Annotated in this window: 12 protein-coding genes and 2 tRNA genes; 10 read left to right on the top strand and 4 right to left on the bottom strand. The window is 66.0% G+C overall.

All coding sequences use genetic code 11. From position 1 onward, the window contains the following. On the bottom strand, positions 1 to 566 hold a 566-nt coding region (gene plsY / locus NZ849_RS00245; protein WP_295402862.1), incomplete at its 3' end, for a glycerol-3-phosphate 1-O-acyltransferase PlsY. 36 nt (positions 567 to 602) lie between these two features. Beyond that, positions 603 to 1223: a sulfite oxidase-like oxidoreductase gene (locus NZ849_RS00240; protein WP_295402858.1), complete on the bottom strand. Its 621-nt coding sequence runs from the start codon at positions 1221 to 1223 to the stop codon at positions 603 to 605. Between the two features lie 79 nt (positions 1224 to 1302). Here NZ849_RS00240 and NZ849_RS00235 point away from each other — a divergent pair, with 79 nt between their 5' ends. The 5 genes from NZ849_RS00235 to NZ849_RS00215 all read left to right on the top strand — a co-directional run bounded on the left by NZ849_RS00235 (position 1303) and on the right by NZ849_RS00215 (position 10402). Beyond that, positions 1303 to 2376 carry a DNA adenine methylase gene (locus NZ849_RS00235; protein ID WP_295402854.1) on the top strand — a complete coding sequence of 358 codons (1074 nt, stop codon included), beginning with the start codon at positions 1303 to 1305 and terminating at the stop codon, positions 2374 to 2376. Between the two features lie 52 nt (positions 2377 to 2428). Beyond that, entirely contained in the window at positions 2429 to 3781 is a 1353-nt protein-coding gene (gene dnaB, locus NZ849_RS00230; RefSeq protein WP_295402851.1) for a replicative DNA helicase, read from the top strand. A gap of 548 nt (positions 3782 to 4329) precedes the next feature. After that, a complete protein-coding gene (gene uvrA, locus NZ849_RS00225) occupies positions 4330 to 7269 on the top strand; it encodes an excinuclease ABC subunit UvrA (RefSeq protein WP_295402847.1) in 2940 nt (979 codons plus the stop codon). Between the two features lie 9 nt (positions 7270 to 7278). Beyond that, on the top strand, positions 7279 to 9456 hold the full coding sequence (locus NZ849_RS00220; protein ID WP_295402844.1) for a primosomal protein N': 2178 nt from the start codon (positions 7279 to 7281) through the stop codon (positions 9454 to 9456). Between the two features lie 85 nt (positions 9457 to 9541). Further along, positions 9542 to 10402, top strand: coding sequence for a sulfurtransferase (locus NZ849_RS00215; RefSeq protein WP_295402841.1), 861 nt, complete (start codon positions 9542 to 9544; stop codon positions 10400 to 10402). On the opposite strand, the gene rlmB is transcribed toward NZ849_RS00215, so the two are convergent. Then, positions 10403 to 11128: a 23S rRNA (guanosine(2251)-2'-O)-methyltransferase RlmB gene (gene rlmB, locus NZ849_RS00210; protein WP_295402838.1), complete on the bottom strand. Its 726-nt coding sequence runs from the start codon at positions 11126 to 11128 to the stop codon at positions 10403 to 10405. Between the two features lie 83 nt (positions 11129 to 11211). Here rlmB and NZ849_RS00205 point away from each other — a divergent pair. The 3 genes from NZ849_RS00205 (at position 11212) to NZ849_RS00195 (ending at position 11785) form a co-directional block, all read left to right on the top strand. Next, positions 11212 to 11288, top strand: a tRNA-His gene (locus NZ849_RS00205). Between the two features lie 24 nt (positions 11289 to 11312). Then, positions 11313 to 11397: transfer RNA gene (locus tag NZ849_RS00200), tRNA-Leu, on the top strand. A gap of 58 nt (positions 11398 to 11455) precedes the next feature. Then, positions 11456 to 11785 carry a hypothetical protein gene (locus NZ849_RS00195; RefSeq protein ID WP_295402835.1) on the top strand — a complete coding sequence of 110 codons (330 nt, stop codon included), beginning with the start codon at positions 11456 to 11458 and terminating at the stop codon, positions 11783 to 11785. Positions 11786 to 11812: 27 nt separating this feature from the next. On the opposite strand, the gene NZ849_RS00190 is transcribed toward NZ849_RS00195, so the two are convergent. Further along, positions 11813 to 12646, bottom strand: coding sequence for an SDR family oxidoreductase (locus tag NZ849_RS00190; RefSeq protein ID WP_295402832.1), 834 nt, complete (start codon positions 12644 to 12646; stop codon positions 11813 to 11815). A 58-nt stretch (positions 12647 to 12704) separates the two neighbouring features. Between NZ849_RS00190 and NZ849_RS00185 the strand changes: the two genes are divergently transcribed. Both NZ849_RS00185 and NZ849_RS00180 read left to right on the top strand, forming a co-directional pair. Continuing rightward, positions 12705 to 13481 carry a VOC family protein gene (locus tag NZ849_RS00185; protein ID WP_295402829.1) on the top strand — a complete coding sequence of 259 codons (777 nt, stop codon included), beginning with the start codon at positions 12705 to 12707 and terminating at the stop codon, positions 13479 to 13481. A gap of 33 nt (positions 13482 to 13514) precedes the next feature. Continuing rightward, positions 13515 to 14849 carry a GH1 family beta-glucosidase gene (locus NZ849_RS00180; RefSeq protein ID WP_295402824.1) on the top strand — a complete coding sequence of 445 codons (1335 nt, stop codon included), beginning with the start codon at positions 13515 to 13517 and terminating at the stop codon, positions 14847 to 14849. Positions 14850 to 14867: the final 18 nt, after the last annotated feature.

Genomic DNA, 14867 nt, shown 5'->3' with positions numbered 1-14867 from the left:
CGGCGCTCGCTGCCCTGCTGAAGGCGGCGAATATTTTCCCGGTGGGTCCAGAAGATGAGCCCCACCAATAGGATCAAGGTTCCCACAAACCAAAGCGGACGCCCCATGGCGAAGGCCAGGACCACCGCGGTCACCCCCCCTACCATGCTGCCCGCCGAGACAAAGCGGGTCAGGAGCATGGTCAGCACCCCCACCGGAAAGGTCAGCAGGGCCACCCCTGGGTCCAGGAAGAGGAGCGTACCGAAGCTGGTGGCCACCCCCTTACCCCCTGTAAAGCGCAGGAAGACCGAGTAGTTGTGCCCGAGCACCGCGGCCACCGCCACCCCCCCCAGAAGGGGCCCCTCGAGGCCTGCCCACCGGGCCACCAGCACCGCAATACCCCCTTTGAGCACATCAAAGGCCGCCACCAGCAGGGCTGGCCCCACCCCCAGGGTGCGCAGCACATTGGTTGCCCCTATGTTGCCTGAGCCCACCTTCTGGATGTCCACCCCATAGCCCCGGGCCAGCCAGGCCCCCGCGGGGATAGCCCCGAACAGGTAGGCTAAGAGCAAGGCCGCCAGTTCCACGCAGGCATAGTATAGCAGCCCACGAGCACGGACCAGCTACGGCGTCCCCCCTAGAGGGCTTTGGTCAGGGCCGCCGAAGCGCTCCTCCCTCCAGGGGTCGCCCCTTCGGTGGTACCCGTTGAGTTCCCAAAAACCCAGCTCCTCCCGCTCCAACAGACGAAAACCCCGCACCCATTTGGCGCTCTTCCAGGCGTAGAGGTGGGGCACCACCAGGCGCAGCGGCCCTCCGTGCTCGCGGGGCAGGGGCTGGCCGAAGAGGGTATGGGCCAGGAGGTTTTCCTCGCGGGCAAAGTCCTCCAGGGGCAGGCTGGTGGTGTAACCGCCGTAGCAGTAGACCAGCACATACCGGGCCTCCGGCCTGGGGCGGGCCCGGCTCAGCAGCTCGAGCACCCGCACCCCCCGCCACTCCACATCCAGCCGGCTCCAGCGGGTCACGCAGTGGAAGTCGGCCTTCAGCGCGGTCTGGGGCAGGGCCATGAACTCCTCCCAGCCCAGGCTCAAGGGGTTCTCAACCAGCCCGCCGACCTCGAGCCGCACCTCCTCGGGGCGCAGGCTGGGGGTGGGGCCGTAGGTGAGCACGGGGAACTTCTCGGTGAGCACCTGCCCCGGTGGAACCCGATGGTTCGGGCCCTCGGGCCTGTAAAAACGACCAAACATACCCTCAACCTAACCCCTAGAGCGCCCGGTTCAAGTGAGCAGGGGTACAAATAATATAGCCTGAGCCTTTTGGAGCGCCATGATCAAATACATCGGTTCCAAACGGGCCCTCATCCCCTGGATCGTGAAGACGGTGAGCAGGATAGACCAAGTCACCCCCCTGCGCAGGGTGGTGGACCTGTTCTCGGGCAGCGCCCGGGTAGGCCACGCGCTGAAGGCCCAAGGGTTCTACGTGATCGCCAACGACCACAACGCCTACGCCCATGTCCTGGCCCAGGCCCTGATAGGGGCTGATGCGCGGGCGTACCCGCGAAGCAAAATCCAGCCCGTGCTGGAGAGGCTGGCTGCCCTCAAGCCCAAAGCCGGCTGGTTCACCCAAACCTACTGCGTGAAGGCCCGCTACTTCCAGCCCAGAAACGGCGCCCGCATAGAGGCCATACGGGAAGCCATAGAGGAATACCGGGCTGACCCCACCCTAAGGGCCATCCTCCTCACCAGCCTGCTCCTGGCTGCCGACAAGGTGGACTCCACCACCGGGGTCCAGATGGCCTACCTCAAGCGTTGGGCGCCCAGGGCCTGGAACGAACTCCAGTTGGCCTACCCACCCCTCCTGCCCGGACCGGGCGAGGCCCACCTGAGCGATGCACTGGAAGCAGCAGGGGCACTGGAGGGAGACCTGTTCTACCTGGACCCTCCCTACAACAGCCACTCCTACCTGGGCAACTACCACGTCTGGGAAACCCTGGTGCGCTTTGACAGCCCCACCACCTACGGGGTGGCCCAAAAGCGGTCCGACGTGCGGGAGCGCAAAAGCCCCTTTAACTCCAAAAAGGAGGCTAGGTTCGCCCTGGAGCGGCTTCTTGCGAGGATAAAGGCTCCGCACCTGGTGCTGTCCTTCAGCGACGAGGGCTTCTTCCGGCCCGAAGAGATAGAGGCCCTGCTTGGAGGGTGGGGATTTGTGGTGCGCCTCTGCCGCACCCACCGCCGATACGTGGGAGCCCGGATCGGCATCTACAACCCCCAGGGGGTAAAGGTAGGCCGGGTCTCCCACACCCAAAACCGCGAGTTCCTGTTCGTGGCCTCGCAGAAACGGGCCGTCGCCTCGGCCCTGGCCGAGGAAGAACCCACGGCCAAGCTGGCCCCAGGCCGCTGACGCCCGTGCCGCTTTCCAAACCCACCCGCCTGGGCTAAAGTGGGTGTCTGCCATGACCTCCACCCCTACAGAGGGCCGCGTGCCCCCCCACAACCTAGATGCGGAGGCCAGCCTGCTGGGCGCGGTGCTCCTAGATAGCGAGGTGCTGGACAGGCTCGAGGGCTACATCACCGCTGAGGCCTTCTACAAAGAGGCCCACCGCAAGATCTGGGAGGCTATGGTGGGGCTCAGGGCCCGGCGTGAACCCATTGACCTGGTCACGGTCTCCGAGGCCCTGCGCCAGGCTGGGGAGCTGGAAAGCGTGGGTGGCCTCTCCTACCTGGTGGGGCTTTCCGAAAACACCCCTACTGCGGCTTACGCTGAGTTTTACGGGCGCATCGTGGCCGAGAAGTGGACATTGCGCAAGCTCATAGCCGCGGCGGGCGAGGCCCTGCGCATGGCCTACGAGGAAGAAGGGAGCCTGGAGGACATCCTTGACGCGGCAGGGCGAAAGGTGCTGGAGGTCGCCACTCAGGGCAGCCGCTCGGAGTTCCAGAGCATGCGGGAGCTGGTCCACCAAACCTTTGAACACATCCAGAGGCTCTACGAACACAAGGGCCAGATGGACGGGGTGCGAAGCGGTTTTCGTGACCTGGACGCTATAATCGGCAGCCTCACCCCTGGCTCCCTCAACATCATCGCCGCCCGCCCCAGCATGGGCAAAACCGCCTTTGCCCTCACCATCGCCCAGAACGTGGCCCTCAGGGAGGGCGTTGGGGTAGCCATCTTCTCCCTAGAGATGCCCGCCGTGCAGCTTGTCACTCGCATGCTTTGCTCAGAAGCCCGCATAGACATGAACCGCCTGCGGCAGGGCCAGCTCACCGACCGCGACTTTTCCAAGCTCGTGGACGTGGCGGGCCGTATCGCCGAGGCCCCCATTCTGATTGACGATACCTCCGACCTAACCCTGATGGAACTCCGGGCCCGGGCCCGCCGACTGCACGCTCATTATCGGCTGGGCCTGATTGTAATCGACTACCTCCAGCTCATGTCGGGCCCGGGCGGGGGCAAAAACGCCGGCGAAAACCGCCAGCAAGAGATTGCCCAGATCTCCCGCGGCCTAAAGGGGCTAGCCCGTGAGCTGGGCATCCCGGTTATCGCTCTTTCCCAGCTTTCGCGGGCAGTGGAGTCGCGCCCCAACAAGAGACCCATGCTTTCCGATCTACGGGAAAGCGGTTCCATCGAACAAGATGCGGACCTGGTGATGTTCATCTACCGCGACGACTACTACCACCCCCACTCGGAAAAAGCCGGCACCGCCGAGATTATCATCGGCAAGCAACGCAACGGCCCTACCGGAGTGGTGGAGCTGCAGTTCCACGCCCAGCACGTGCGCTTCAACGACCTAGCCAAGGATGAAATCTGAGCAGGCCCTCCCGCCCCTGCTCGCCAAACCGCGGGGATGGGGCTTCTGGCCTGGCTGCTCCTGCTTGCGGGGTCCAGCGCCGCTTTCACCCCAGCCCGCCGCCCATCCACTGGGGGTACCGGTAACCAGAGCTTTCGCAGGTCCAGCTCGGCCCCCAAGGCGTGGCGTGGTTGAAAAAGCCGGCTATTGCCTCGAGCCAGTAGCCTGCCTTCTGCTCGGGGCCTGGGCACTCTCCAGGACAGCTCTACCGCCTCAGCCCTTTCACCAGTAAACCTGGCACTGGCCTGGGGAAGGGCATCTGAAGCCCCGGCCCACCGCCCAAAGCGCCTCAAATCCGGTCAGCTGGTCCGAATCGAGGGAGTTCCCGGTGAAGGTGAGCCGCCCCGACAGCCCCCACTGGCGCACCCCCACCACCCGGTAAGCCGCTGCAGGGACCCGCCAAATCGTCTGGGCGACCGCTGATGGTGCGATAAATAAGTATCATACACCATTTCTCCCGAGCATTGTATGTTATTTACATAACCCAAGAGGGGTGTTATAGTGCTCCGATGGACAAGATCATCGTCCGGGGTGCCAAGGAGCACAACCTGAAGAACATCACCGTTGAACTGCCCCGAGGGCAGTTCATCGTCATTACCGGGGTCTCGGGCTCGGGCAAAAGCACCCTGGCCTTTGACACCATTTACGCCGAGGGGCAACGCCGGTACGTGGAGAGCCTCTCCTCGTATGCTCGGCAGTTCCTGGGGGTGATGGAAAAGCCCGATGTGGAGAGCATCGAGGGGCTTTCCCCAGCCATTTCCATTGACCAAAAGACCACCTCACACAACCCCCGCTCCACCGTGGGCACCGTTACCGAAATCCACGACTACCTGCGCCTCTTGTTCGCCCGGGTGGGCACCGCCTACTGCCCCCACTGCGGGCGGCCCATCGAGCGGCAGTCGGCCTCGGAGATTACCGACCGGCTCTTCCAGAAGCCCGAGGGCACCCGGGCTATCTTGATGGCCCCTCTGGTGCGGGGGCGCAAGGGCGAGTACCGCAAGGAATTCCAACAGCTTCAAAAGGAGGGCTACGCCCGGGTGCGGGTGGACGGGGTCATCTACACGCTGGAGGAAGCCCTAGGGCTCAAGCTGGAGAGGTACGAGAAGCACGACATCGACCTGGTGGTGGACCGGGTGGTCTTGAAGCCGGAAGAGCGCGCGCGCATCGCCGAGTCGGTGGAGCTGGCCCTCCTGCGCGGCGAGGGGTTGATGCGCGTTCTGTGGCCCGATACGGGCCACGAAGAGCTCTTCTCAGAGAAGTTCGCCTGCCCGGAGCACGGGAGCGTGCTGGAGGAGCTCGAGCCCCGCATCTTCTCCTTCAACGCCCCCTACGGGGCCTGCCCGGACTGCTCGGGTCTGGGCTACAACCAGGTCTTCGACCCCGAGCTGATCGTGAACCCCGAGCTCTCGCTGGCCGAAGGGGCCATCCTCCCCTGGAGCCGGGGGCGCGACAACGGCAAGGGCTACCTGTGGGACCGGCTTCGGGCGCTTTCGGAACACCTGGGCTTCGACATGCGAACCCCCTTCAAGCAACTCCCCAAAGAGGCCCAGTGGGCAGTGCTGTACGGCCTGCCCGAACCCTTTGAGGTGGTCTACCGTCGGGGCGGGCGCGAGACCCTGCGGGTCTCGGTGAGCTACGAGGGGGTAATTCCCTGGTTGCAACACCGCTACCGCGAGACCGAGTCCGAGGGGCTGCGTGAGGCCTACGAGGCCTACATGACCCTGAAGCCTTGTCCAAGCTGTGCGGGTACCCGCTACAAGCGGGAGGTGCTCTCCGTGCGGGTAGGGCCCTTCAACATCGCCGAAGTTTCGGCCATGCCGGTGCGGGAGGCCAAGCGGTTCTTCGAGGCCCTGGCCGAGAACCGGGTGGTGGAGGCTGAGGCCCAGCTCAGCGCCTACCGCATCCGGCTAGAGGGCCTGGCCGAGCCGCGCGAAAAGCGCAACCTGAACGAGTTCCAGATGCAGGTGGCGGCCCCCATCTGGCGGGAGATCCAAAGCCGGCTGGGTTTCCTGGAGGACGTGGGCCTGGACTACCTGACCCTAGACCGCTCCGCCAACACCCTCTCGGGCGGCGAGGCCCAGCGCATCCGGCTGGCCACCCAGGTGGGCTCGGGGCTGACCGGGGTGCTCTACGTGCTGGACGAGCCTTCCATCGGGCTGCACCCCCGCGACAACCAGCGCCTCTTGGCCACCCTCAAGAAGCTGCGCGACCTGGGCAACACCCTTTTGGTGGTGGAGCACGACGAGGAAACCATGCGCGAGGCCGACTGGATCGTGGACATGGGGCCGGGGGAGGGGGTGCACGGGGGGGAGGTGGTGGCCCAGGGGCGGCTCGAGGACATCCTGGCCCACCCCAAAAGCCTGACCGGGGCCTACCTACGGGGCAGCAAGCGCATTCCGGTACCCAAAACGCGCCGCAAGGGCAACGGCAAGTGGCTGGTGCTCAAGGGGGCCCGCGAGCACAACCTGAAGGGGGTAAACCTGCGGATTCCCCTGGGCAAGTTTGTGGCCATCACCGGCCCTTCGGGCTCAGGCAAGTCTACGCTGGTGCACGACATCCTCTACGCGGCCCTGGCCCGCGACCTGATGCGGGCCAAGACCATCCCCGGCCGTTTTGACGGCATTGAGGGGGCGGAGCACCTGGACAAGGTCATCGAAATTGACCAGTCCCCCATCGGCCGCACCCCCCGCTCGAACCCTGCGACCTACACCGGAATTTTCGATGAGATAAGGGACCTCTTTGCCAAAACCCCTGAGGCCCGCAAACGGGGTTATGAGGCCGGGCGTTTTAGCTTCAACGTCAAGGGCGGGCGCTGCGAGGCCTGCGGCGGGGATGGTACGGTGAAAATCGAGATGCTCTTCCTCCCCGACCTCTACGTGCCCTGTGAGGTCTGCAAGGGTAAGCGCTACAACAAGGAAACCCTGGAAGTGAAGCTGCGGGGCAAGAACATCGCCGATGTGCTGGACATGACCGTAGAGGAGGCCCTGGTCTTCTTCGAGAACATCCCCACCATTGCCCGCAAGCTACAGCTGATGGTGGATGTGGGGCTGGGCTACATGAAGCTGGGCCAGCCCTCGCCCACCCTCTCGGGCGGTGAGGCCCAGCGGGTTAAGCTCTCCACCGAGCTCGGGCGCCGCTCCACCGGGCGTACCCTCTACATCCTGGATGAGCCCACCACCGGTCTGCACTTCGAGGACACCGCCAAGCTCTTGGATGTCCTGCACCGGTTGGTGGACGGGGGCAACACCGTGGTGGTGATCGAGCACAACATGGACGTGGTCAAAACCGCCGACTGGGTGATTGACCTGGGCCCGGAGGGGGGGGCCCGGGGTGGGGAGATTGTGGCCGAGGGCACCCCGGAGGAAGTGGCCCGCTCCGGCAGCCCCACTGGAGCTTTCCTGGCCCGCATCCCCGAGATTGGGCAGCGGCTAGAGGTTGCCGCCGACTGACAGAGAAAGATGCGGCTATTGCGGGTAGCCCTGCCTTTGCCCCTCGAGCCCATGTCCTACCTTCCGCCCCATGGCGTGCAGGAAGGGGAGGGCCTAGGGCACCGGGTGGTGGTGCCCTGGCGCGGGGAGCTGCGGGTAGGCCTGGTGGTGGGGTACGAGGAGGGCCTCCAAAAAAGCTTTACCCTGCGCGAGGCCGTGGCCTACCTAGACGACTTCCCCTGGCTGCGCCGGGAGGAGCTGGCCTTTCTCCAGGCTGCTGCACAGGACAGCTTCTGCCCCCTGGGCACCCTTCTGGCTGACCTGCTGCCCTTCCTCGAGCCACCCCTGCAACACCGCGTGCGGCTCGTGCCGGGGGCCGACCCGGCGGTGCTGCCCAGAGGCCTGGAGGCCCTGGCTGAGGGCTGGCAAGACGCGCAGGGCCTCGACCCCAGGCTGCTGGACCACCTGCGCGAGGGGGGAGTTCTGCAGGAGGAGGTGGCCGAAAAACGCCCTCCACGGCGGGTGCTGGTGGCCCTGCAGGAGCCTCCGGAGGGGCTTAGTGAAAGGGCCAAAGCGGCCTGGTACACCCTGCGCGACCTGGGTCAGGCCGAGAGCATGGCGGCGCTGGCCCGAGCAGCAGGCGTGGGGGTAGGGGTGGTGAAGGGCCTCCTGGACAGGGGTTACATCGGCTTTTCAGAGGCAGAACCGGCCCCCGAAGCCCTGGCAGCGCAAACCCTCGAGCCCCTACAACTGCCCACCATACCGGTGCGGCTGGAGGGGGGCAGGCTCCTCGAACGCATCCGCGCCCTGACCACCTTATTGGGGCAAGGACCCGCGCTGGTGCTCTTCCCTGAAGTCTCGTTGCTCAGGAGATTCCAGCCGTTCCTCCCCGGGGCCATCGCCTTTCACGGGGAGATGAGGGCCGAGGAACGCCGCAAGGTGTGGGCAGGGGTACGCAAAGCCGGGATGAAGGGGACCTCGGTGCTCGCCACCTACCAGGGTCTGCTCCTGCCGGTGGAGGTGCGGCGCATCGTGGTGGTGGAGGAAGGTGCAGAGGCCTACAAGTTGCCGGGGGGCTCGAGGGCCTTTGTACCCCGGCTGGCCCGACTGCGCGCCCAGGGGCTGGGGGTGCCCATCCACTACCTTTCTGGCGTGAACAGCGCCGAGGTCTGGACCGAGCCTGCCCACCACCTGCCGCCCCCTGTTCCCCGGCTACACCTGCTGGACATGCGCAGGGAACGGGGCTGGCCCTTTTCGGGAGCGGCCATCGCCGTACTGCAACAGGTGCAGGAGAAAAGACGGCAGGCTATCGTGCTTTCCGCCCGGCGAGGCTACAGCGCGGTGCTCCGCTGCAAGGAGTGCGACTGGAAGGCCATGTGCCCCCACTGCGCACTGCCGCTGCGCTACCACAAGGGCGAGCGGTTGGGCTGGCTGCAGTGCCACCAGTGCGGCCACGAGGAGAAGGCCCCCCTCCTCTGCCCAAACTGCCGTTCCGACGTCTTCGACCCCCGGGGACCCGGGGTGGACTGGCTGCTGGAGGCCCTGGCCCGGTATCTACCAACCCTGCCCCGCTACCGCTACACCGCCGGGGCCAAGGACAGCCTGGACCCGCTGCTGGCAGGCGAACCCGGCGTGCTGGTAGGCACTACGGCCATCCTGCGGGCCCCGGTCCTGCCCGAGCTGGCCCTGGTGCTCCTCCCCTACGCCGACGGGTTCGTCCTCGAGTCCGACTTCCGGGCTGCCGAGCGCTACCACCGGCTCCTGTGGCAGCTTGCCGACCTGCACCCCCGCCGCCGCCCTCTGCTGGTCTTGCAGACCTTCGAGCCCACCCACCCAGCCCACAAAGCGCTCCAGACCGCTGACCCCAAGGGTTTCATGGAGAAGGAGCTGGCCCTGCGGCGCGCCTTGGGCTACCCTCCTGCCAGCCGGATGGTGAAGCTCGAGGTCGCCCACCCCAAGGAGCCCGTGGCCCGCGACGCCATCTTGCAGCTCGCCGCGGCCCTCAAACCCCAATCTGAACCTGGCGAGATGCTGGGCCCGGCCCCAGCCCCTGTGGCCCGCCTGCGGGGCCAGTACGTGTTTCACCTCCTGCTCAAAAGCAGCGAGGCCCGCGTCCGGGCCCTGATGGAAAACCTACCCCCCGTGCACGGGGCGCGGCTACGCGTAGACCCCGACCCCCAGAGCTTTGTGGGGCTCCTGGAGGACTAGAGAAATTTACATCTTTTGTAATCTATGTTAGGCTAACCGGGCGGTTTTTGCGTATGCTGTGTTTTCGTAGAGCGAGGAGGGAGACATGAGCTACGCCAACCCCGATGTGCTGGTATCCACCGACTGGGTGCTGGAAAACCTGAACAACCCCAACATCCGCATCCTGGAGGTCAACGAAGACATCCTGCTGTACGACACCGGCCACATTCCCGGCGCCCAAAAGATTGACTGGCAGGCTGACCTCTGGGACCCGGTCATCCGTGAGTTCATCCAACCTCACGAGCTGGCCGCCCTTTTTGAACGGCTGGGCATCTCCAACGACACCACCATCGTGCTCTACGGGGACAAAAACAACTGGTGGGCGGCCTATGCCTTCTGGTTCTTCAGCTACAACGGGCACAAACACCTCAAGCTCATGAACGGGGGGCGGATTAAGTGGGTGCAGGAGAACAAACCCCTCACCACCGAGGTGCCCAGCTACCCCCGGGGCACCTACACCCCCGGCCAGCGCGACCCCAACCTGCGGGCCTTCCGCGACGAGGTGCTGGCCCATCTGGAGAAGGTCAAGGCTGGAAAAGGAGCCCTGGTGGACGTGCGCAGCCCTGCTGAGTTCACCGGCGAGAAGACCCACATGCCCGAGTACCCCCAAGAGGGGGTGCTCCGTGGGGGGCATATTCCGGGGGCCAAGAGCATCCCCTGGGCCACCACGGTAAACCCCGACGGCACCTTCAAAAGCGCCGAGGAACTGCGGGCGCTCTACGAGGCTAAGGGCATCACCCCCGACAAGGAGGTCATCACCTACTGCCGCATCGCCGAGCGTTCCTCACACACCTGGTTCGTGCTCAAGCACCTGCTGGGCTTCCCCAACGTCAAGAACTACGATGGAAGCTGGACGGAGTGGGGCAACGCGGTGGGCCTGCCCATCGAGAAAGGGCCCGAGCAGTAGCTACCGCAGGTCCGGCGCTCCCCGGGCCAAGCCCACCTGGTACAGCACCACCCCCAGGGCCACCGCCGCATTCAGGCTCTCGGCCCCCTCTACCAAGGGGATGCGCAGGAGTTCGTCGCAGCGCTCCGCCACCAAGCGGCGCATCCCCTCCCCCTCGGAGCCCACCACCACCGCCAGCGGCCGGCGGTAGTCAAGCTCGCCAAGGGTCCGGGACGCCCTACCGCTGGTGCCGTAAATCCAAAGGCCCCGCCCCTTAAGCTCCTCCAGGTAGCGAGGCAGGTTTTTGACCTGCACCAGGGGTATCCGCCGCGCAGCCCCTGCAGAAGCCTTGAGTACCAGCGCCGTAAGTGGGGCGCTGCGGCGGGCTTCGGTAACCACCCCGTGGGCCCCCAGGGCAAAGGCGCTGCGGATGAGGGCCCCATAGTTGCGGGGGTCGGTAATGCCGTCGAGCAGCACCAGCAAAGGGAGCTCCCCCCGCTCCTCGGCCCGGCGGAAGGGAGCCTCCGCATCGGCGTAGGCTAGGCTTTCCAGCTCGGCCACCAGGCCCTGGTGCTGGGTAGTCCTGACCATCTGGTCCAGCTCCACGCGGGGCACCACCCTGTAGGCCGCCCCCAGCCTCTCCAGCTCCTGCAAAAGCCAGCGCTCCACACCCCTAGCCACCCAGACCTGGCCCACCTGGCCCTCGCGTATAGCCTCCAGCACCGGATTGCGGCCGTAGATAAGCATAGGCCCAGTTTAGCCGAGGCCCCGCTCTTCTTGACGCCCGGCGGGCTCGAGCCTAGAATACACTGTGCTGCTCTTGCGGCGCGGTGAGCGTAGCTCAGCCGGTTAGAGCACCGGTCTGTGGAACCGGGGGTCGTGGGTTCAAGTCCCATCGCTCACCCCAAGACGGGGCCTAAAGGCCTCACCCGCGCGGATGGTGGAACTGGTAGACACGCGAGACTTAGGATCTCGTGCCGAAAGGTGTGGGGGTTCAAGTCCCCCTCCGCGCACCAGCAACCCCAGGCCGGCCTGGGGTTTTACGCTCTACCCCCAGCAGGGTATTCTCAGCCAATGAGGACTAGCGGTGCGGCGCTCTGGCTCGAGCTCCTAGGGGGTCTTCTGGTGGTGCTGGGAGCTTTCCTGGCCGCCCTCTCCTACCTCCTGGCCACCCAAACCGTGGACCCCAGCCTGGAGAGAAACCTCCTGCGGGTTCGGATAGACCTGGCCGGGCTTTTGGATACCCTAGCCCTCCGAATGGCCACCGCGGGGGCCTGGGCAGCGGGGGTAGGCGCGGTGCTGTTTTTCGGGGCGGGCTACCTGGCAGCGCTGGCGCGCTGGGCCGTGGCCCTGGCAGCGCTCTTGGCGCTTGGGGTATGGTTGTGGCTGGCCCTGTTCAGGTAACCGGCCCCTCGCCCGCGGGGGGCCGGTTCAAACCCGCGAGGCGAGCACCTCCCTTACCCCGCGCAGCCGGGTTTTGAGCAAACCCCGGGCCCTCGAGCTGTCCAGCGCGCAGTTTTGAGGCCGGGGTTCTGGAAAATCGGCCAGCCGCAGGGCAGGCAAGCGGGCAGGGTCGCGGCCGTAAATGGGGGCGATCAGCCGGCCGAACTCAAGCCGGCTCAGCACCTCAGCCCCCCCCAGGTGCAAAATCCCCCGGTAATCCAACCGGACCAGCTCCCACAGGGCCCGGGCCAGGTCCTCCACAAAGACAAAGGAGCGGTACTCGTCCTCAAAAAGCCCCCCCTGCCGCCTCCCGTCGGCCAGCTCCAAGACCATCCAGCTGGTGGGGTCTGGAGGGTCCAGGCCCCATATCAGCGAGGAACGCACCACCACAGCCTGGGAAAGCATCCCTCCAACCACCCTCTCGGCCTCCAGCTTGGCCCGGCCGTAGGAGGTAAGGGGGTTGGGTCTGGCGGGCTCGGCGTAGGGGGCCTCCCGCCCATCAAATACCTGATCGGTGGAGAGATGGATCAACCGAGCCCCCAGGTCCGCGCAGGCCCGGGCCACGTGGGCGGTTCCCCGGACCACAACCCCCTCCAGGTCTGCCTTGCTGTAGGCGGTGTGAAGCACCACCTGAGGCCTGAAGGCCCGCAGCACCGACAGAACCGCATCCTCGTCGCGAATGTCCAACTGCACCCAGCCCACGCCGGCCATCCTCGGGGCTTGGCTAAGGTGGCTGGCCCCAAGCGCCGTAACCCACCCCGGAGCCTGCCGTAACAAGGCCTGGCCGAGGTAGCCCGTTCCTCCAGTGATGAAGACCCGCACGTCCAATAGGATAAGCCCGGCACTTTACGCCCCAAAGTAGAAGGCCTAACCTGATGGCATGCCAGACCCAAGGCCCACCCTTGTGCTAAGGGGTCTCACCCTCCGGGTGCAAAACCTGGAACGACAGCTTCGGTTCTACCAGGGCCTTCTGGGCCTGGAGGTGGTGCGGCGGGAGGGCAACCGGCTGAAGCTGGCCCCGGCAGGCGGGCAGTTCAGCCTCGAGCTGGTGCACGAGCCCAGGGCCCCCCTTCGCCCCCGCCCCACCCTGGGCCTCTACCACTTCGCCCTGCTCCTGCCCAACCGCCGGGCTTTGGGAGAGGTAGTGCAGCACTTGCTGGACGCCCGATACCCCACCTTTGAAGGCGCCTCCGACCACGGCGTATCGGAAGCGCTCTACCTATCCGACCCGGAGGGCAACGGCATCGAGCTTTACCGCGACCGGCCAAAAGCCGAGTGGCCTCAGCGGAACAATCGCCTGAGCATGGGCAACCAGCCCCTGGATTACTTCGGCCTCCTCTCTGAGGTAAAGACCCCAGGCCCCCTCGACCCCGCCACCCGGCTGGGCCATATCCACCTGCATGTCGCCGACCTGGACGAGGCAGAGGCCTTCTTCACCGGCCTGGGGATGGAGGTAACCCAGCGCGACTTCCCCGGCGCCCGCTTCTTCGCGGCCGACGGATACCACCACCACGTGGGGGTCAACCTTTGGGCCCAAAACCGCCTGGCCCCGGCCGACGCCACCGGGCTGTTGGGCTACCGCATCGCCCTCCTGGGCCGGGGGCCTGAAACCCTGCGGGACCCTAACGGCGCCTGGGTGTGGCTCGAGCCCCTTTGACAGCCCCACCCGACCCGGCTTTAGATTGGGTCTGTGGAGCTCCGAAAGGCCGATTTTGGCCCCCAGTTCCGCTGGGGGGTGGCCACCGCGGCCTACCAGATAGAGGGCGCGGTGAAGGAGGACGGGCGTGGGCCTTCCATCTGGGACACCTTCGCCCACACCCCTGGCCGGATTAAGACCGGCGAGAACGCCGATGTGGCCTGCGATTTCTACCACCGCTACCGCGAGGACACCGCCCTCATCCGGGAGATGAACTTCCAGGCTCACCGCTTCTCCCTGGCCTGGCCCCGCATCCTACCCGAGGGGCGGGGGCGACTGAACCCCAAAGGCCTGGACTTCTACCAGCGGGTGATCGACCGAACCCTCGAGCTGGGCCTGGAGCCCTGGGTCACGCTCTACCACTGGGACCTGCCCCAGGCCCTGGAGGACCAGGGGGGCTGGACCAACCGGGATGTGGTCGGTTGGTTCGCCGAGTACGCAGCGGTCTGCGCCCGGGCCTTCGGCGACCGGGTCAGACACTGGATGGTGCTCAACGAGCCCGCTGTCTTCACCGTACTGGGCTACCTCCAAGGCCGGCACGCCCCGGGGCGCAGGGGCCTATCCAGCTTCCTGCCCGCCGTGCACCACGCCGCCCTGGCCCAGGCCGAAGGAGGCCGTGCCCTGCGGGCCAGCCTGCCGAACGCCCAGATTGGCACCACCTTCTCGGCCTCCTACGTGCAGGCCGCGGGCCCCACCTGGCTCAGCCAGATGGCTGCCACCCAGTACGACGCCATCGCCAACCGGCTCTTCCTCGAGCCAGCCTTGGGGCTGGGCTATCCGTGGAAAAGAGCCCCCTTCCTCCACCTCCTGCGCCCCTACATAAGGCCTGGCGACCTGGAGCGGCTGGCCTTTGACTTTGACTTCATCGGGCTGCAAACCTACTTCCGCCAGCTCGTGCGCTTTGACCCCCTCATGCCGGCCACCTGGGCGCGTGAGGTGCCCCACGAGGAGCGGGGGGGTGAGCTGACCGCGATGGGCTGGGAGGTCTGGCCCGAGAACCTCTACCACCTGCTCAAGCAGTTCGCCGCCTACCCTGGGGTGAGGCGCATCATCATCACCGAAAACGGGGTGGCCTATCTGGACACCCCGGAGGGCGGACGGGTGCACGACCCCAAGCGCATCGCCTTCATCCAGGCCCACCTGCTCCAGGTGAGGCGGGCCCAACAGGAGGGGGTTCCGGTAGAGGGCTACTTTTACTGGAGCCTGATGGACAACTTTGAGTGGGCCGAGGGGTACCGGCCCCGCTTCGGTCTGGTCTATGTGGACTACGCCACCCAAAAGCGCATCCTGAAGGATTCAGCCCTGTGGTTCCGGGAGTTTCTCGGCTGACCCAAAGGTCAGTCTGGC

Origin of the sequence: Meiothermus sp., from assembly GCF_025060375.1 — a bacterium.
In the GTDB taxonomy this organism is placed as follows: Bacteria; Deinococcota; Deinococci; order Deinococcales; family Thermaceae; genus Meiothermus.
The sequence above is the reverse complement of the archived record's forward strand: the minus strand, read 5'-3'. Positions and strand labels throughout refer to the sequence as shown.